Consider the following 16,241-nt stretch of genomic DNA (forward strand, 5'->3'; position numbering starts at 1 on the left):
AGCATTGCTTTGTTCGCATCGACCGGGCATGTACCGGATTCCCGGGACTATCTATCGCAAAAAAAGGCGTTATCCAATATAACTCAGTTCTTCGCGACCTTTTCCCTCTTCGGCTTCCTGGATCTTTGCTATGATCTGCTCCATATTCTCGGCACGCTGCTGCAGCGAGGTATGGTCGACCTCGATCCCGGTCAGGTGGGAGAGCACCGTAAGAAGGCTGTCGGCACTCTTCGGGTCGACGATGTAGCCGCTCGTCTCGCCCATCAGGCAGATCCCCTCGATGCCCCGCGCCTCGCCGAGGCCGAGCAGGAGGCCCGAGGCCCCCACGATCATCCCGCTGTTCCCGGCGTTCTCAAACGAGCCTCCCGCGGCCTCCACCTCGGGCCGGAGATGCTCCATGTTGACTGCCGAGAGCACCCTCGGGCTCTCGACCAGGTGGCCGACACCATAGCCGCCGAGAGCGTAGATCCGCCCAACGCCAAGGTCTTCGGCGATATCGAGGTAGCGCTCAGTGAGGGTGTAATGCCCCTCGGCCGAGGTGCTCTGGAAGTCGCCCACAAGAAAGAGGGCTGCCTTCCCGTCCTTCTCGCAGCGGTATATCTCGTTTTTGACGAGATGGGTGACGCCCTGCTCGTCCACGACCACCTGCGGCGGAAAGTGGAGTGAGGAGATCTCCCCTATCTTCTCGCCCCCGAGTTCGTAGATCAGGTGGTCGGCAACGAGTTTCCCGACGTGTCCGATGCCGGGCAGCCCCTCGATCAAGATCGGGGCGTCGATATTGTCGTCCCGTAGAAAGGTTACTGTGACGTGTTCCATCTGCGTACGGCCCTCCTATAACTACCGTACCTATCCTGGGGGGAAAAACGCGCCGGGTGGGCCGGCCGGCACGGCCGGTCGCAGACCGGGCAGAGATCCGAGAGCGTATATCTCCGGTCGTGCGGACAGCGGCGAATGCGGCTGCTCATATGGTTCTATCCGGCCTTCTGTTTTCGGATAAACCTGCCGGATCCGCCGGCCCGCTCGACCACGCCGACGGCTGCGTTTGCCGCCTTCTCGATTGCCTTCTCGGCTTCCTTATAATCGGGCGCGGTCACTTTTATCCGGTATTTCGGGGCTCCGACATAGATCAGGTCGATATCCACGTTCTCGACCTTCGGCTGCGCGCTCCGGAGCGCCCGGCGGATCACGTTGACGCCGTCGGCCCGGGGCGACGTCAGGATGAGGTGCCCGGTGATCGTCACCCGCGAGACCTTCACGTTCTCGTTTGCGACAGTGATGAGCGCCGTCTTGACTTTTTCATCGAGGTTCAGCTTATCCGCGGCTTCGCCGCCGGTGGTGACGATATCCTCGAAAGCCGGGTACAGCTGACCGTATTCGCGCAAGATTGCCTCCTCGATGGCCTTCCTGTCCGCTCCCGATGCTTCGGAGGCGAACCCGATCCATTTGACGGCTTTCTGCTCGTTCTTCCACTCGTGAATCTTCTCGCGCCGCTGGTGCTCGTTTACGTCTTTTAACGAGAGATCGATGTGGCCGCGATCGGGGTCCACGTTCAGGACTTTGCAGACGACCTTCTGTCCTTCTCGTACGTAGTCCCGGATGTACTTAATCCAGCCCCGCGCTATCTCGGATATCGGTATGAGCCCTCTTCGCTCGTTGTACTCGTCCAGGGTCACGAACGCCGCAAAGTCCTTGACGTCCGCGACCGTGCAGACAACGAGTTCTCCTTCCTCGGGCCACTCTCTCTCATTCATGCAATTATCACTCAAGTACTGCCATTATCTCAGCTTTTATATCAGCTTTCCCACCGTGGGGTTCCGCAAGGATACGTCCGCAGACGTTGCACTCCACGACGGTACTCGCTCTCTCAAAGACTACCTGCTCGTTCTCGCAGTCGGGACACTTTACCCGGAGGAACGTGCTCCTGTTCTCTCTGTTTACCCGGACCATACCAACTCACTCCGTAAGCTCGAATTTACCGACCCGGAATCCCGGCCGGAGGTGCGCCTTGCCGCAGACCGTGCACCGGTATCTGACATTGATCTTCTTCGTCGGCTTGTCGCCACCGGGCACCTTGTTGAATTTGCCCATGTTGCCCACCGTGCTCCTGCGCGCCTTCTGGCGGTCGATCCAGTTGAAGTGGCGCACCTTGCCTTTCTTTACCCTCACGACTTCATGAACCTGGTGGCTCCTGCAGAACGGGCAGTATGTCTTGAATTTTGACGGCATTTTCATGATAGTAACCTCTATTCAATAGATTCGAGTACCTATATTACTTGTTAAGCCTAATATTTAAGGCTATGTCGTGTTCGCAGAGCACGCCTGCATTGTTTTCCGGCAGGGTGACGATATCCCCCATCTTCAAGACGTACGTCCTGCCGTCCATCCCCATGAACGACTCCACATCGGAGCGGATATGCACGAGGGCGTAGGGAGACTGGATGGGACGGGGAGCGGGAGTCGCAGATGTTTCCCGGGTTTCCGGGGTGCCGTCGGCCTCGTCGGCTTCGTCGGCTTCGTCGATCCGCTCTACGGCGGTCGCACCGTCGCCGCCGAACGGGGTGGGCTCGCCGTGGACGAGTGCCTCCCGGCACTCCTCGATGGCGCTGATGATCCGCTTGTACATCGCCCGCTCCTCCGGGAGCATCTTGCGGGCCTCATCCTTGTCGAAGTACTGCCCCTCCATCTGCTGGAACGCAAGGTCGAGGATCTGCCGGGTTCTGACCGAGAAGATCTCCTGGACGGTCTCATTGACGCTGCCGATCTCCTCGATGAGCAGGCTCCCCGCCCGGCTCTCCAGGGGATTTTTGAGATCGTAGTAATCCGTCTTGCGTTTCTCGATGTACGCCCGGGCATCGTCGTAGAGGCCGGGCTCGATGTGCGAGAGCCTTCCCGAGTGCTGCATGTCAAGCAGCATCTGGCGGAGTTTCTCCAGGAGATCGGCGGTCATGCTTCATGCACCCCCGGCTATCTCCGCCATGCCCCGGCAGCAGAGGAAGATCGCGAGCGCTTCGGGGACGTTCTGGATGCCGGCGTTGAGCGAGTAGGTGTTCCCGAGCAGGGACGTGGTGAAGTTTGCCTTCAGATCGAGGCGCACGTCGCGGTCGCCGAAGACCACCGCGTCCACGAGCGGATCGAAGTTCGCGAAATCCCGGATCTCGAGCGGCACGACCCGCATGCCGCTGCCGCCGTGCAGCGACCCCGGCGTCCGGATCAGCCGCTTGATATCGGTTGTGACCGGCTCATCCGCACGCGCCCCCGCGTCCCGGAGCCTCTCCTCGAAGTCTGGCGCGGCCGTGATCGCCCGGACGACCCGGTTCTTGAGGAGATCCTCCGGGGCTCCGGCGGCGAGGCTACCGATATTCGCGAGGAACTCCGCGGCCGTTCGCTTCCCGATCCCGTCGAGCCCCCCGAGGTAAGCCGTTGCTTCCGCCGGTTCGCGAGCCGCAATCCCCATGAGATGGGCACGGAGCGTCTCCACGTAGCGCTGCCGCCACCCGGTCGGCGCACCCGCCGGCGTGAGCATCGTGGCTGGATCGAGCCCGATGCCGCAGACGTAATCGACGATTTCGCGCCGCTCCTGGCTGCTCCATCCCCGGACGGTGATATCGGTGACGTGGATGTGGTAACCGCGCCCCCCGGAGAAGGCGATCCGGATCTGGCTCCTGGCGAAGCCGAGTTCGTCAGTCAGCATCGCGAGCAGTTTTTCGGTCTCCTCCTTGACCCGCGCGAGCATCATCGCGTAGGGGCCGCGGACGATGTGGTCGGCGTCGAGATCGAAGATGAGGTCGGCGCCGGCCCAGTGTTTCTCGTTCATCGTCGGCGCCGACGGCGTCTGGTAGTAGGCCGTCGAGTAGTATACGTGGGCGGGAACCAGGCTTTTCACGTATGCGCCGAGTTCCTCCCGATCGGCAAACGCCATATGCCGCCGCATCCGGACTTCGCCCGTGGCGTCGAAGAAGATGAAACCCCATTCGCGCTGCTCGAGGGAGGACGGGATGGTGAGATTCTGCCGCTGATAGTACTCGGCGAACCTCTGCTTCACAAACTCGAGTGTCGCGGGTTTCATGGGAACGTCTTGATCATATATGGGCCCACTCGTTCATATCCCTGTTTCCTGTAGTAGGGCCGCACCCCGACACCGCTCATCACCGCAAGGCATCGGTAGCCGTGATCGCGTGCCTCCTCTTCGGCCACGGAGAGGAGAACGCTACCGAAACTGCGGTGCTGCCACTCGTCGGCGGATGCCGGGGTGCTGATCGGCACCACGCTCCCGTAGACATGGAGCTCGCGCAGGAGCGCCGCGTCCGCGAGTTCGTCGCGGAAGGGGTTGTGCGGGAATCGGAGCCGGGCGAATCCGATGAGGGCGTCCTCGGAGCCCGCCTGGATGAACCGCTCATCCCCGCCGCACGCCTGGTAAACCAGGGTCGAAATCGTCACCTCCTTCGGTTCGGGCGCTCTCCCCACCTCGCGGCAGCGGATGCACCGGCACCGGATGCCCTGCTCATGGAGACGCGCCCCGGCAAGCTGGCGGAAGTTGCTGTGCCGCGAGCCCGCGACGATCAGTTTTGCCGGGATGTCGCGCTGGACCCGCTGGAGACGGACATACTCCGGGAGGAGGGACTTCGCGCAGGCGACGAGATCGATCAGTTCCTCCTCGGTGTAAGGCATATACTCGCCGCGTTCCCAGAGTTCCTCGATTTCTGAGCCCGGCGTCACCAGGGTCGGGTAGATCTTCAGGAAGTCCGGCCGGAACCGCGGGTCAGCGAAGAGTTCCCGAAACATCCGCTGGTCGTCCTCCATGCTCGCCCCGGGGAGGTTCGGCATCATATGGAACCCGACCTTCAATCCGGCGTCCCGGAGGAGGCAGTTTGCCGCGACCGAGTCCGCAACCGCGTGGCCGCGGCGGTTGTAGTCGAGGATCCGGTCGTCCACGTGCTGGACGCCGAGTTCCACCTTGGTCACGCCCATCGAGAGCATCCGGTTAATGTGCTCCTCCCGGCACCAGTCCGGCCGCGTCTCGAAGGTGGCGGCGACACACCGGACCCTCGCCGACTCGTTTGCGGCAAAGATCGCTTCGATATCGGGTCTCTCCTGCGAAATCCCGGGCCGCGGGTAGTCGTTCATCGCCTGGACGGCGGCCCCGACGAACCACTCCTGGTACTCGATCGGGCGGGCGGTCATCGTCCCGCCCATCACGATCAGTTCCGCCTTGTCGACGTGGTGGCCGAGGGCCTCGAACTGCCCGAGGCGGGCCTGCACCTGGGCGTAGGGATCGAAGGCGTGCTCTCTCGCCCGGAGCGCCGCCGGCTCCTCGCCCGTGTAACTCTGGGGGGATGCAAAGGGATGCTCCGGCCCGCCGGGGCAGGGGAGGCATTTGCCGTGAGGACAGGGGTGGGGTGAGGTCATCACCGCAACGGGCGCCACTCCAGAGATCGTCCGCGTGGGTTTCACCTGGAGGAGCGGGCGGAGCCGCTCGCGCTCATCGTCGTCGGCGGCGGCGAGGACCGCGGAGTTTTTGGGCATGTTTGCACCGTGCTCACGGCAGACCTCGAGTTTGATCTTCTGGACGTCGACAGGGCCCGGCCCGGTAGAAAGGATGCGGGAGATGATCTCCCGGAGAGTATCGGTATCGTTCATCGCTTAGTGTTCGGTTGCTATACGTTCGGACTGAAAATCGGCGTGATATTCGATGTAAGGATTGTGGTTGGCCCGGATATGGTGGATGATCTCGCTCCCGAGCGTTAAAATAGCCTTTTTGTGAGTGACCTTATTCTTGTGGATATGGACGGGTGAGATGTGGAGAGCGTTGTACTGGTCGGTCGGGACATCCTCCCCCGTTGTGCTTTCGTAGTACTTCCTGATGTGGACTAATAGCATATGTAAGTGGAGCAGCTCTTCCTTTTGCACGATATCACCTTTCCTCGAAGAATACTACTGTCCGCGGGTAGATATAATTTGTTGGTGATCTTTTTGTATGCACAAGATGCGGGCAGTCGGAGCGTTCATAGGGCTTGCAATCGGCGATGCTCTGGGCGCGCCCCTGGAAGGCCTTCCGCCGCCTCCGATTGCCGTAGCAGAGATGCGGGGTGGCGGGATTCACGACGTCCTCCCGGGCCAGTACACCGACGACACCCTCCAGGCGTCAGCCCTGGCAGAGACCCTTCTCGAGTGCGGAGGGTTCGACCCGGCGGACTTCGCTCGCCGCCTGGTTCTGGTCTATCGCGCTCACCCGGAGTTCTTCGGGCCGACATCCCGGGCCGTCCTCGATCAGGTTGAGGCGGGCGTCGCGCCCACGGTCGCCGCAAGGATGGCGCACGAGGCGCGGGGCGGGAGCCGGAGTAACGGGAGTGTTATGCGCGGTATCCCGGTCGGGATCTTCTACCCGCCCGCGGTGGTGCGCGAAGCGAGCCTCGCCGCATCCCGCGTGACGCACTTCGATCCTGTCGCTGGTGAAGCCTCGGCGTTCGTCAACCGGATGGTCAGCGGGATCTGCCGGGGAGAAGAGGCTCTCGTAGCTTTCGGCCGGGCGCTTGCCGCCTGCGAGGATCCCGAACTCCGTGGACTCCTCGAGGATTACCGGGCGCATCCGCCGGAACCATCGCTCGACGCCGTCCTCTGCACTCACTGCGCCGTCAGGGTCTTCATGGACGCCCCGTCCTTTCGGGATGCGGTGGTCACGGCGGTCAACCTCGGGGGCGATGCCGATACCGTCGGCGCGATCGTCGGCGGGCTCGCCGGGGCACGGTACGGATGCGAGGCGATCCCCCCATCGTGGCTCGCCGCGCTCCAGGACCGGGAGGAACTCCTTGACCTCGCCCGGCGGCTCTGGGCGATGAGCCGCCCATAAAGGATAGCGGTACGGCCTCACGCGAGGTGCAAGCGGAGCGAGCATGAGAAGCCATCAGGCTTCGAAGGAGAGTTACAGGTAATTATGCCGAACTTCGCGTTCTTCGCGGCTTCGCGTGCGATATTGATTGTTGATAGTAATACAGTCTCACGCGAAGAGCGCGAAGCCGCGAAGTGCGACTGCCAGAATGGCAGGAGCATGAGCACCGCCAGGTGCGCAGGGTCGCCCTTTTCGTGAGAGTGCTGTGCAGGAGGACGGCTCGCCGCAGCGGCCTCACACCGGCCGCAGTTCCACCAATTTCAGTGCCCGGCCCCGTTCGCAGATGTCGGGGGCGTTGCCGAGAACCTCCCTGACGACGTACTTCGCCCCCTCGATGATCCCGTCGGGACGGCAGAGCCGGTAACTCCGGCACTCGATTTTCGGGCAGGAGAACTCGTAGCTGATCCTCGAGTTCGCTATCGCCATGTCGGCGCTGATGAGTGCGACGATGGGTGCTTCCACGACGTCGACCGCGACCACCGCTTCGTGGTGAACCGGGCAGTCGTGCCGGGTGTTTGCACGGACGGTGGCGACACGGTACCGCTTCCCCGGCTGCAGGTTATGGCAGACCTTGCGGACCTTGCAGCTCTCGCACTCCGGACACGAGTTGCCTTCGTAGACGAAATCAAGTCCCGGCTTTGCGAGTTTCGCCCCAATCAGCGTTACCTTTGTCTTCCCTTTCACCATCTTGCCTCACTCCCGGTAGAGCATCTTCACGAGGTCCTGCGCCGACTCCTCGGTCAATCCCATATCCAGGATGGTGAACCGTTCCGGCCGGATCGTCCTCGCGGCGAGGAGCGCCGCAACGGCCGTCTCGTCGTCGACCCCGATCCCGGCAGGGGTTGTCGGTGCGCCGATCTTCTTGAGCGAGTCACGGATTCCCTCCCAGTCCCCGCCGTGGAGGTACATCGTGATGATCGCCCCGATCCCGCACTTCTCCCCGTGGAGCCCCTTTCCCGGTGCGAGTATCTCCAGCGCGTGGGAGAACTTGTGCTCGCCGCCGCTCCCGGGCCGTGATGATCCCGCGATACTCATCGCGACGCCTGAAGAAACCAGCGCTTTCGTCACGAGCCAGGCACTCTCCTCGGAGTGGGGTTTGATGAGGTCGGCGTTCTTAAAAAGGATCTCAGCGGTCATCCGGGAGAGCGTCAGCGCGTACTCCGAGAGCGGCTCGCCCCGGAGACGGTGAGAGAGTTCCCAGTCGCGGATTGCGGTGTAGTTTGCGATGATGTCTGCACACCCGGACGCCAGCAGCCGGTGAGGCGCCGACGCGATGACGGCGGTGTCTGCGACGACGGCGATGGGTGGTTCGGCCGCGAGCGAGACGTTTCCGTCGGCGGTCGGCACCGAGGCACGCGATGAGACGATCCCGTCGTGCGATGCGGCGGTGGGGATGCTGATGAAGTGGCGGTCGGTGTTGTAAGAGGCGATCTTCGCGACGTCGATGACCCGGCCTCCGCCGACGCCGATGACGAACCCGGCCTCTGCCACCGCTTCTTCGGCTTTTCTGATCGTCTCGAGAGGATCGTCTTCGCCCGCAGCAAACGTCGCGATCTCGTAGGAACCGGAAAGGAGAGCCTCGACCCTCTTCCCGGCGACATCCCGTGTCCGGTCTCCTGATACGATGAGCACAGAGTCGCCGAGGGCAAGGTCTTCGCAGACAGTCGGGATCTGCTCGATGACATCGTGACCGATGACGACATCACGGGGGAGCTGCATCCATTTCGACTTGTCGAAGACCTTGGTTCTGAGTAGGTTTATGCGGTCTGCGCTCATTTAGATCAACAATGATTAGGGAGTTCCTCTACAAATATTACATAGATCCCATTCGTTACGGCGAGGCGTATACGCTCGTCGATACGTTGACCTATGCCCTGATCCTCATCGCAGCGGTCTATCTTGTCTACCGGGGGCTCCGGCGATACGGGATTGCCGTCGACGGCGATCTGGTGATTGCCACCCTACCGTTCGTCGTCCTGGGAGGGCTTCTCCGGGTCGTCGAGGATACCGGGATGATCACCTCCGACTTCCGGTTCCTCCTGATTACGCCCCTGATCTTCTTCACGATCTTTGCGATCGCAGGTGTCGCTCTCTTTGCCGGGAAACTTGCGGAGAACGCCGGTCTCGTCGCCCGCTACAGCCGTATCTACGGGGGCGCAGGAGTCGTTGCCTGCATTGTTGCCGCTTCAGCGCTCGCCTGGTTCGGCCTCACCGAGACGACGATCGCGCTCGACGTCTTCGGCCTCATCCTCGCCCTTACGGCCGTCTCGTCGCTCGCCCTCTGGGCGTTCCTCGTTTACGTGCTGAAGTGGGATTACGCCTCGAACACGCTCTACAAACTCCTCATCTTTGGCCACATGCTGGACGCGAGCGCCACGAGTTACGGGATCGACATCCATCCCGTCGGCTATGTCGAACAGCACGTCGTGGGTGCGGCCCTGATCGATGCGACCGGAACCGCCTTCTCGATGTTCCTCCTGAAGTTCGCGGTGATCGTCCCCGCCGTCTACGTCCTCGAGATGTACCGGCGCGAAGGAAGCCCCGGCCTCTGGCACCTCATCCTGCTCGCCATGATCGTCGTCGGCATGGCGCCGGGAATACGGAGCCTGGTACGGATGGTGCTCTATGTCTGAGACATCGCTCGCCAGGTCCACGGTCTTCGCGGCCGTCCTCTTCGCCGTCTCGATCGGCATCGGTGTCTTTGTCGTGGCTCGCGACCCGGGTTTGGGAGCACAGGCCATGTCCCTCTTCAGCGAGCAGGTGGTGGGCCAGCTCCTCTCCGACTCCCCGCCCGTCCTTGCGGGCAAACTCTTCCTGAACAACCTGGCCGCCTGTCTCCTCCTCTTCCTCGGGGGGGCCTCGCTCGGCCTGGTCACGATGCTGATCCTCTCGGTCAACGGACTCCTGATCGGTGCGTTGACCGAACTCATGCGGCAGCAGCAGGGCATGCTCTTCATTGCAACGGCGCTCGTCCCCCACGGCATCTTCGAGATCCCCGCTTTCCTCATCGCTGGGGGGCTCGGTCTCCTCCTCGGGCGGGAGCTCGTCGACGAATGGCACGGCACGGGAGATGCCGCCGCAGAAGCCGGGCCTCTCGCCCGGATCTTTCTCCGGGTGGTTGTCCCGCTCCTCGCGGTCGCCGCGGTCGTAGAGGCATTTATTACGCCGGCAATCCTAAGTATGATCGCTTAACGAGGCAGATCGATAGTTTTTGAGGTACGAGACGGATGGAAGAAGATACAGGAGCACTTCCCCGGAAAGAGAGTTTTTCTGAGTGGTATAACGAGATTCTCTGGCGAGCCGAGATCATGGACGTCCGCTACCCGGTCAAGGGACTGTACGTCTGGTATCCCCACGGGTTCGGCATCCGGAAGCGTGCATACGGGATACTCCGGGACCTGATGGACCGCGACCACGCTGAGACGATGTTTCCGCTCCTCATCCCGAAGACCGAGTTCATGAAGGAGGCCGAGCACATCAAGGGTTTCGAGGACGAGGTCTACTGGGTCACCCACGGCGGCAGGAACGAGCTCGACGTCCCGCTGGCCCTCAGGCCGACGAGCGAGACCGCCATCTACCCGATGTACGCTCTCTGGATCCGGTCGCATACGGATCTGCCCTTGAAACTCTACCAGGTCGTCAATACGTTCCGCTACGAGACGAAACATACCCGCCCGCTCATCCGTCTCCGGGAGATCACGTCGTTTAAGGAGGCGCATACCGTGCACGCGTCGTGGGAGGAGGCGGCGGCGCAGGTTGAGGTCGCGCTCGGCCTCTATAAGGAGTTCTACGACACGCTCCGCGTCCCGGTGATCCTCTCGCGCCGCCCGGACTGGGACAAGTTCCCGGGCGCCGACTACACCATCGCGGTCGACACCATCATGCCTGATGGCAAAACGCTCCAGATAGGAACGGTGCACATGCTCGGCGACCACTTCTCCCGCACCTATGCCATCACCTACGAGGACGCGAACGGCGAGCAGCAGTATGGCTACCAGACCTGCTACGGCATCTCCGAACGGTCGATTGCGGCCGTCGTCAGCGTCCACGGCGACGATAAGGGGCTCGTGCTGCCGCCGGCGGTTGCGCCGATCGAGATCGTCGTCGTGCCGATCATCGTCGGGAAGCGACGTGACGAGGTGCTCGCGTCGGCCACGGCGCTTGAATCGGAGCTCCGTGACGCCGGGTTCGCCGTGAAACTCGATGCGCGGGATATGCGTCCGGGCGCGAAGTACTACCACTGGGAGATGCGCGGCGTGCCGCTCCGGGTCGAGGTCGGGCCGCGGGACGTCGATGCGAATACGGTCGTCGCCGTAACCCGGACAGGCAAAAAGACCACGCTCGACCGCCGGGGCGTCGTCGAAGGGATCACCTCCGTCCTTAGTACGTTCGGGGAGGATCTCTCGCAGGCGGCGCGGCAGGCGATGGCCGCACGGATAACCGCTGTCGCGACGCTCGAGGAGACCGCCGAAGCGGTGAAGAGCGGGGTTGCGGTCGTTCACTGGTGCGGGTCACAGGAGTGCGCAGAAAAGATTGAGGCGGCGGTGGATGCGAGCATCATCGGGTCCGATATCCGATCGGACCTGATCGCCGTCTCGGACGGGCCGTGCGTCGTCTGTGGCGGCGAAGGCAGATCCGCCCTGGTTGCCCGGACCTACTGATCAGCAGGACGGGCAGGTATACGTTTTTACGTGTTCGGGGGACGCAAGGTCTCCCGATATCGTTGCTTTTCCGCCCAGGAAGAATAGTCTCCCGCATGTTTTGCATCTCTTCGGGAGAAGCCGTTCCCAGCGGTTCATCGGAACTTCCAGAGAGAACTGCATCTTCTCCGCGTCGGCGGGATTGCACTGGGTGAGCTCCTCGTACCGCGAGAGGATCTGCATGACCTGGAGCGGGTTTGCTCCTTTGCTGCAGAACCGTTTGAAGACATAAAATTGGAAGATCATCCACCCGAGGTCGGAGCGCTCTATAGTCTCCTCATATTCGCTGCATGTTCCGTCGTCTTCATCGAGGGAATACCCGCAGAGGGGGCAGCGCCCACCCACGAGTTCGTCCAGGTAGACCTCTTCATGGCAGCTGGGGCAGGTGGTGTGGGGGGTATGCATTCTGGAAGTCATGTTTATACTGGCCTCATACCTCTTACTCTTCCAGAGACACCGGGCGCGGGGCTTCGTGCCTTCTGGAAGCATTCCACGCGAGATGCGCGATCTCTACGATTGTCGTGAGGTTTACTACGTATTGCGTTCGGGGTGCTCTTATACGTGTCGAATGTGGCCGAAGGATCCACTTGCCCGCGGCGTCGGGACCCGCCGCGATCCCCTTCCTTGCAAACCTGAATGCCTGTAAACCTGAATGCCTGCAAACAAGCTGTGTTAGCACGCTCCGGGCTGTCGGCATAGATCTTTTATAGGTTGTCGTGGCACTTTGCGCGCATGGCATCCCCAGCGGCATCCGAAGTCTACGTTATCGATGCATCTGACCGCTACCATGCCGTCGAGGCACTCTGGCGCGAGATTGCTCTCCCTTCCCTCGATGGAAACGCCGTTGCGGTCAAGGCGAACTTCAACAGTGACGATCCGTTTCCTGCGACAACCCATCCTGATATGCTGGAGGCGATCCTCACACGGGTCCGCGATGCCGGCGCCCGGTCGATCGTGCTCGGGGAGCGGAGCGGGATGGGAGAGACCGCTCTGGTGCTGAAGAACCGGGGTGCCGCCGGGATAGCGGCCCGTACGGGTGCGGAGGTGGCGGTGCTCGATTCGCTCCCCCCGGAGGGGTGGGAGGCGATCCCGCCCGACGATCTTCACTGGGGGCGCGGGTTCCTGGTCGCCCGGCTCTTCCGGGAGGCCGATGCGGTTATCCAGACCTGCTGCTTGAAGACGCACCGGTTCGGCGGCCACGTCTCCCTTTCTCTGAAGAATATGGTCGGAACGGTGGCGGCGAGGAACCCCGGGGACGGCTACGACTACATGGCGGAGTTGCACTCGTCACCGCACCAGAGGCGGATGGTCGCCGAGATCAACCGGTTTGTTCCCTGTGCTGTCGCCGTCATGGACGCGACGGAGGGGTTCTCGACCGGGGGGCCCGAGCGGGGCAACCGCATCGCCCCGAACGTCATCCTCGCGAGCACCGACCGGGTCGCTCTCGACGCCGCCGGGATCGCGCTTCTCCGGCACTACGGCTCGACGCCGGAAGTGATGCGGGGCCGGATATTTGGAATGGATACCATTGCCCGGGCCGTGGAGCTCGGCATCGGTGTCAGGTCGGCCGCGGATCTCCGGCTCGTCGCGCTCGACTCCGAAAGCAAAAACCTCGTCCTTGATATGCGGCGGATCCTGGACGAAAGCGCCTGAAGGTCAGAAGAAGAGGTGCTCGAGCAGGATCCGTAGGCCGATCCCGACGAGGATCACCCCGCCGACGATGCCGGCCTTCCGCCCCATGATATGCCCGAACGCGCTCCCGAGGAGCACGCCGGCGGCGGAGAAAGCGAAGGTGACGATCCCGATCGTGGTTGCGGGCAGAGCGATCGGGGTATCCAGCACGGCAAACGAGACGCCGACGGCGAGGGCATCGATGCTCGTTGCGATGGCGAGGAGAAGGAGGACGGTCGCGCCGTTCTCGAACCGGACGCTCTCGCCGTCGCCTCGCACCGCCTCGACGATCATCTTCCCGCCGATGAGGGCGAGGAGCAGAAAGGCTATCCAGGGGCCATATGTCCCGACGAACGAGGCGAGGGCCGTCCCGGCGAGCCACCCGAGCACCGGCATCCCCGCCTGGAACCCCCCGAAGAGGGCTCCAATGATGAGTGCCCACTGGATCCTGCCCTCTCTGATCGCGGCCCCTCCGCTGATCGAGACCGCAAACGCATCCATCGCAAGTCCGACAGCGATGAGGAGTGTCGTCGCAAACTCCATTGCTTCCGGAGATCTTCGACACGGTGCCGGATAACGCTATGGCCCGGCGGATGCTATAAAACGCTGGAGTGTCCTACCGATACGGAGAGATGATGGAGATGAGCACGCAAACGATCGGCCTCATCCAGACGGCAGTGACCGATGATCCCGACCGCAACCTGGAACGCACCCTTGAAGCGGCAAGAGTGGCGATCGCGAAGGGTGCGCGGCTCCTCTGCCTGCAGGAACTCTACCGCGTCCCCTACTTCCCGCAGTACGAGGACACGGATGCTTCCCGCTACGCCGAGACGATCCCGGGGCCGTCGACCGAAGCCTTCGCGGTGCTTGCGCGGGAGCATGGCGTGGTGGTCATCGTGCCGGTCTACGAGCGTGCCGAATCAGGCGAGCACTACAACACCGCCGTGGTGATCGACGCCGACGGCAGGCTCCTCCCCGCCTACCGGAAGGTGCACGTCCCCTGTGATCCGCTCTTTTACGAAAAGACCTATTTCCTGCCCGGAGACCGCTACCGGGTCTACGATACCCGGTACGGCCGGATTGGCGTGCTCATCTGCTACGACCAGTGGTTCCCGGAAGCCGCGCGGGCGGTTGCGCTCGCGGGTGCAGAGATCGTCTTCTACCCGACCGCCATCGGCCGGATTGCCGGGGAAGAACCGCCCGAGGGTGACTGGCGCGAGGCGTGGGAGACGGTGCAGCGCGGCCATGCGATCGCAAACAGCGTCCATGTCGCCGCCGTCAACCGGGTGGGGGACGAGGGCGATATCCGGTTCTTCGGGAGTTCGTTTGTCACCGACGCGTTCGGGAACGTCGTTGCCCGGGCGAGCGAGACCGACGAAGAGGTTCTCGTCGTGGAGGTCGACCTCGCGGGGAACGAGAACGTCCGGGAGGGCTGGGGATTCTTCCGGAACCGGCGCCCGGAGACCTACGGACTGCTCGCCCGGAGACTCCCGCCGGGCATGACTCCTGCGGCTTCCGGCTACCGCATGCCTGCGGAGTGGGAGCCGCATGACGCCGTCTGGCTCTCCTGGCCCCACGACCGCGAGACGTTCCCCGACCTTGCCGCGGTGGAGGGGATTTATGTCGAGATCATCGCGGCGCTCCGCGGCTCAGAGACCGTTGACCTCCTCGTCACGAGCGAAGTGATGCGCACCCGCATCGAGGCGATGCTGGAGGAGGAAGGTGTCGATACGGGTGGCATCAGGTTCCACCTCGCTGAGTACGCCGATGTCTGGTTCCGGGACTACGGGCCGACGTTCCTGGTGAACAGAAAGACCGGAAGTCTCGCGATGGTGAACTGGACGTTCAACGCCTGGGGCGAGAAGTACGCGGAGCTCATGGAAGATTCCCGGATCCCGCTTGCCATGAACCGGGAGATGGAACTCCCCCTCTTCACCCCCGGGATCGTCCTCGAGGGTGGGTCTATCGAGGTGAACGGGTGCGGCACGGTGGTCACGACGGAGGCCTGCCTCTTAAACCCCAACCGGAACCCGGACCTCGCCCGGGAGGAGGTTGAGGCCTACCTGGAGGCGTACCTCGGCGCCGGTCACGTCATCTGGCTCAAGGAGGGGATCGCCGGCGACGACACCGACGGCCACATCGACGATATCGTCCGGTTTGTGAACCCGACGACGGTCTTCTGTGCGCTCGAGGAGAACGAGGACGATGAGAACTACGCCGTCCTGCAGGAGAATTACAAGATCCTCCTCTCTTCGACCGACCAGGACGGCAACCCCTTAACGGTCATCCCGCTCCCGATGCCGGGGAGGGTTGGCGGTGCGAAGAGGCTGCCGGCAAGTTACGCGAACTTCTACATCGGAAACACCGTCGTGCTGGTGCCGGTTTTCGGGCACCCGAACGACAGGATCGCCGTAGCCCGGATTCAGCAGGTCTTCCCCGATCGGGAGGTCGTCGGGATCGACTGCACGGCGATGGTTGCGGGTTTCGGTGCGATTCACTGCGTCAGCCAACAGCAGCCGTCCGTCACCTCTCCGGGGACAGAATGCGCATCACGAGAGGAATGATGGCGTAGGTCGCCGTGCTCCAGGTCCAGCCGGCGAAGGCGAGCAGGATTGCGATGACGGAGACGGCCGGGTAGCCGGCGGTGACGAGGGCAAACGCCGCGACGGTGTACTCCTGCACGCTCCGCCGTGTCATGATGGCTTCGAGGGCGTCCATCATGCCGCCCTGTGGACGGCCCGTGATTTCAAGCATTCGCTAGAACTCCTTTCGCGTTCTTCGCGGCTCGCACCTACGGTGCTCCAACTCCGCTTCTGACGAAGCGTCGTTCTTCGCGTGAGCTAATCAGGTTGAGCACAGAAACGGCCTCACGCGAAGTGCGACGGATGGGACATCCGGAGCTTGAGAAGGCCGAAGGTCTTCGAAGGACGCGAAGCCGCGAAGGGAAGTCGTCAGTACCCATTTACCGCGCTTCGCGTGCGATC

20 protein-coding genes are annotated in these 16,241 nt (G+C 62.7%); 6 read left to right on the forward strand and 14 right to left on the reverse strand.

The annotated features are described in order from the left end of the window. Positions 1 to 69 precede the first annotated feature (69 nt). From FGW20_RS00240 to FGW20_RS00280, 9 genes are read right to left on the reverse strand one after another with little or no spacing between them, the layout of a single operon-like run. Positions 70 to 816 (reverse strand): proteasome assembly chaperone family protein, encoded by a 747-nt coding sequence (locus tag FGW20_RS00240; RefSeq protein ID WP_301676104.1) that lies wholly within the window; start codon positions 814 to 816, stop codon positions 70 to 72. After that, positions 798 to 965, reverse strand: coding sequence for an RNA-protein complex protein Nop10 (locus FGW20_RS00245; RefSeq protein WP_301676105.1), 168 nt, complete (start codon positions 963 to 965; stop codon positions 798 to 800). Before FGW20_RS00245 ends, FGW20_RS00240 begins: the two co-directional genes overlap by 19 nt. A 6-nt stretch (positions 966 to 971) precedes the next feature. Next, a complete protein-coding gene (locus tag FGW20_RS00250; RefSeq protein WP_301676106.1) occupies positions 972 to 1,751 on the reverse strand; it encodes a translation initiation factor IF-2 subunit alpha in 780 nt (259 codons plus the stop codon). A 7-nt stretch (positions 1,752 to 1,758) separates the two neighbouring features. Beyond that, complete coding sequence (locus FGW20_RS00255; protein ID WP_048181895.1) at positions 1,759 to 1,947, reverse strand: 30S ribosomal protein S27e; 189 nt, start codon at positions 1,945 to 1,947, stop codon at positions 1,759 to 1,761. A gap of 6 nt (positions 1,948 to 1,953) precedes the next feature. Beyond that, on the reverse strand, positions 1,954 to 2,232 hold the full coding sequence (locus FGW20_RS00260; RefSeq protein ID WP_301676107.1) for a 50S ribosomal protein L44e: 279 nt from the start codon (positions 2,230 to 2,232) through the stop codon (positions 1,954 to 1,956). 37 nt (positions 2,233 to 2,269) lie between these two features. After that, a complete protein-coding gene (locus tag FGW20_RS00265; RefSeq protein ID WP_301676108.1) occupies positions 2,270 to 2,947 on the reverse strand; it encodes a hypothetical protein in 678 nt (225 codons plus the stop codon). Positions 2,948 to 2,950: 3 nt separating this feature from the next. Continuing rightward, positions 2,951 to 4,066 (reverse strand): DNA primase catalytic subunit PriS, encoded by a 1,116-nt coding sequence (priS, locus tag FGW20_RS00270; RefSeq protein ID WP_301676109.1) that lies wholly within the window; start codon positions 4,064 to 4,066, stop codon positions 2,951 to 2,953. After that, positions 4,063 to 5,637, reverse strand: coding sequence for a tRNA uridine(34) 5-carboxymethylaminomethyl modification radical SAM/GNAT enzyme Elp3 (locus tag FGW20_RS00275; protein WP_301676110.1), 1,575 nt, complete (start codon positions 5,635 to 5,637; stop codon positions 4,063 to 4,065). Before FGW20_RS00275 ends, priS begins: the two co-directional genes overlap by 4 nt. Positions 5,638 to 5,640: 3 nt before the next feature. Further along, positions 5,641 to 5,907, reverse strand: a complete 267-nt coding sequence (locus FGW20_RS00280; protein WP_221057171.1) for a UPF0058 family protein — start codon at positions 5,905 to 5,907, stop codon at positions 5,641 to 5,643. Between the two features lie 76 nt (positions 5,908 to 5,983). On the opposite strand from FGW20_RS00280, the gene FGW20_RS00285 reads away from it, so the two are divergent. Next, on the forward strand, positions 5,984 to 6,847 hold the full coding sequence (locus FGW20_RS00285) for an ADP-ribosylglycohydrolase family protein (RefSeq protein ID WP_301676111.1): 864 nt from the start codon (positions 5,984 to 5,986) through the stop codon (positions 6,845 to 6,847). Between the two features lie 273 nt (positions 6,848 to 7,120). On the opposite strand, the gene FGW20_RS00290 is transcribed toward FGW20_RS00285, so the two are convergent. Beyond that, the gene (locus FGW20_RS00290) at positions 7,121 to 7,573 is read right to left on the reverse strand and encodes a UPF0179 family protein (RefSeq protein ID WP_301676112.1); all 453 of its coding nucleotides are present in this window, start codon (positions 7,571 to 7,573) and stop codon (positions 7,121 to 7,123) included. Between the two features lie 6 nt (positions 7,574 to 7,579). Beyond that, positions 7,580 to 8,662, reverse strand: coding sequence for an NAD(P)-dependent glycerol-1-phosphate dehydrogenase (locus FGW20_RS00295; protein ID WP_301676113.1), 1,083 nt, complete (start codon positions 8,660 to 8,662; stop codon positions 7,580 to 7,582). Between the two features lie 11 nt (positions 8,663 to 8,673). Between FGW20_RS00295 and FGW20_RS00300 the strand changes: the two genes are divergently transcribed. Genes FGW20_RS00300 through proS form a run of 3 tightly spaced genes read left to right on the forward strand, consistent with a single transcriptional unit; the run spans position 8,674 to position 11,547 of the window. Further along, positions 8,674 to 9,519 carry a DUF63 family protein gene (locus FGW20_RS00300; RefSeq protein WP_301676114.1) on the forward strand — a complete coding sequence of 282 codons (846 nt, stop codon included), beginning with the start codon at positions 8,674 to 8,676 and terminating at the stop codon, positions 9,517 to 9,519. Continuing rightward, positions 9,512 to 10,078, forward strand: a complete 567-nt coding sequence (locus FGW20_RS00305) for a stage II sporulation protein M (protein WP_301676115.1) — start codon at positions 9,512 to 9,514, stop codon at positions 10,076 to 10,078. The genes FGW20_RS00300 and FGW20_RS00305 overlap by 8 nt, the downstream gene beginning before the upstream one ends. A gap of 35 nt (positions 10,079 to 10,113) precedes the next feature. Beyond that, entirely contained in the window at positions 10,114 to 11,547 is a 1,434-nt protein-coding gene (proS, locus tag FGW20_RS00310) for a proline--tRNA ligase (RefSeq protein ID WP_301676116.1), read from the forward strand. Here proS and FGW20_RS00315 read toward each other — a convergent pair whose 3' ends face one another. Beyond that, positions 11,548 to 11,991, reverse strand: coding sequence for a hypothetical protein (locus FGW20_RS00315; RefSeq protein WP_367617906.1), 444 nt, complete (start codon positions 11,989 to 11,991; stop codon positions 11,548 to 11,550). A gap of 327 nt (positions 11,992 to 12,318) precedes the next feature. Here FGW20_RS00315 and FGW20_RS00320 point away from each other — a divergent pair, with 327 nt between their 5' ends. Further along, positions 12,319 to 13,239: a DUF362 domain-containing protein gene (locus tag FGW20_RS00320; RefSeq protein ID WP_301676118.1), complete on the forward strand. Its 921-nt coding sequence runs from the start codon at positions 12,319 to 12,321 to the stop codon at positions 13,237 to 13,239. A 3-nt stretch (positions 13,240 to 13,242) separates the two neighbouring features. On the opposite strand, the gene FGW20_RS00325 is transcribed toward FGW20_RS00320, so the two are convergent. Further along, positions 13,243 to 13,800 carry a manganese efflux pump MntP gene (locus FGW20_RS00325; protein ID WP_301676119.1) on the reverse strand — a complete coding sequence of 186 codons (558 nt, stop codon included), beginning with the start codon at positions 13,798 to 13,800 and terminating at the stop codon, positions 13,243 to 13,245. 92 nt (positions 13,801 to 13,892) lie between these two features. On the opposite strand from FGW20_RS00325, the gene FGW20_RS00330 reads away from it, so the two are divergent. Continuing rightward, positions 13,893 to 15,821 carry an agmatine deiminase family protein gene (locus FGW20_RS00330; protein WP_301676320.1) on the forward strand — a complete coding sequence of 643 codons (1,929 nt, stop codon included), beginning with the start codon at positions 13,893 to 13,895 and terminating at the stop codon, positions 15,819 to 15,821. Here FGW20_RS00330 and FGW20_RS00335 read toward each other — a convergent pair. Next, positions 15,781 to 16,011 carry a hypothetical protein gene (locus FGW20_RS00335; RefSeq protein WP_301676120.1) on the reverse strand — a complete coding sequence of 77 codons (231 nt, stop codon included), beginning with the start codon at positions 16,009 to 16,011 and terminating at the stop codon, positions 15,781 to 15,783. The two genes, FGW20_RS00330 and FGW20_RS00335, sit on opposite strands and share 41 nt — an antisense overlap. Between the last annotated feature and the right edge of the window lie 230 nt (positions 16,012 to 16,241).

This window comes from Methanoculleus methanifontis (genome assembly GCF_030464365.1).
In the GTDB taxonomy this organism is placed as follows: domain Archaea; phylum Halobacteriota; class Methanomicrobia; order Methanomicrobiales; family Methanoculleaceae; genus Methanoculleus; species Methanoculleus methanifontis.

What these genes read in the sequence shown, in the direction of transcription:
- FGW20_RS00240 (WP_301676104.1), bottom strand. Translation starts at nt 816, where the DNA reads ATGGAACACGTCACAGTAACCTTTCTACGGGACGACAATATCGACGCC.
- FGW20_RS00245 (WP_301676105.1), bottom strand. Translation starts at nt 965, where the DNA reads ATGAGCAGCCGCATTCGCCGCTGTCCGCACGACCGGAGATATACGCTC.
- FGW20_RS00250 (WP_301676106.1), bottom strand. Translation starts at nt 1,751, where the DNA reads ATGAATGAGAGAGAGTGGCCCGAGGAAGGAGAACTCGTTGTCTGCACG.
- FGW20_RS00255 (WP_048181895.1), bottom strand. Translation starts at nt 1,947, where the DNA reads ATGGTCCGGGTAAACAGAGAGAACAGGAGCACGTTCCTCCGGGTAAAG.
- FGW20_RS00260 (WP_301676107.1), bottom strand. Translation starts at nt 2,232, where the DNA reads ATGAAAATGCCGTCAAAATTCAAGACATACTGCCCGTTCTGCAGGAGC.
- FGW20_RS00265 (WP_301676108.1), bottom strand. Translation starts at nt 2,947, where the DNA reads ATGACCGCCGATCTCCTGGAGAAACTCCGCCAGATGCTGCTTGACATG.
- priS (WP_301676109.1), bottom strand. Translation starts at nt 4,066, where the DNA reads ATGAAACCCGCGACACTCGAGTTTGTGAAGCAGAGGTTCGCCGAGTAC.
- FGW20_RS00275 (WP_301676110.1), bottom strand. Translation starts at nt 5,637, where the DNA reads ATGAACGATACCGATACTCTCCGGGAGATCATCTCCCGCATCCTTTCT.
- FGW20_RS00285 (WP_301676111.1), top strand. Translation starts at nt 5,984, where the DNA reads ATGCGGGCAGTCGGAGCGTTCATAGGGCTTGCAATCGGCGATGCTCTG.
- FGW20_RS00290 (WP_301676112.1), bottom strand. Translation starts at nt 7,573, where the DNA reads ATGGTGAAAGGGAAGACAAAGGTAACGCTGATTGGGGCGAAACTCGCA.
- FGW20_RS00295 (WP_301676113.1), bottom strand. Translation starts at nt 8,662, where the DNA reads ATGAGCGCAGACCGCATAAACCTACTCAGAACCAAGGTCTTCGACAAG.
- FGW20_RS00300 (WP_301676114.1), top strand. Translation starts at nt 8,674, where the DNA reads ATGATTAGGGAGTTCCTCTACAAATATTACATAGATCCCATTCGTTAC.
- FGW20_RS00305 (WP_301676115.1), top strand. Translation starts at nt 9,512, where the DNA reads ATGTCTGAGACATCGCTCGCCAGGTCCACGGTCTTCGCGGCCGTCCTC.
- proS (WP_301676116.1), top strand. Translation starts at nt 10,114, where the DNA reads ATGGAAGAAGATACAGGAGCACTTCCCCGGAAAGAGAGTTTTTCTGAG.
- FGW20_RS00315 (WP_367617906.1), bottom strand. Translation starts at nt 11,991, where the DNA reads ATGCATACCCCCCACACCACCTGCCCCAGCTGCCATGAAGAGGTCTAC.
- FGW20_RS00320 (WP_301676118.1), top strand. Translation starts at nt 12,319, where the DNA reads ATGGCATCCCCAGCGGCATCCGAAGTCTACGTTATCGATGCATCTGAC.
- FGW20_RS00325 (WP_301676119.1), bottom strand. Translation starts at nt 13,800, where the DNA reads ATGGAGTTTGCGACGACACTCCTCATCGCTGTCGGACTTGCGATGGAT.
- FGW20_RS00330 (WP_301676320.1), top strand. Translation starts at nt 13,893, where the DNA reads ATGGAGATGAGCACGCAAACGATCGGCCTCATCCAGACGGCAGTGACC.
- FGW20_RS00335 (WP_301676120.1), bottom strand. Translation starts at nt 16,011, where the DNA reads ATGCTTGAAATCACGGGCCGTCCACAGGGCGGCATGATGGACGCCCTC.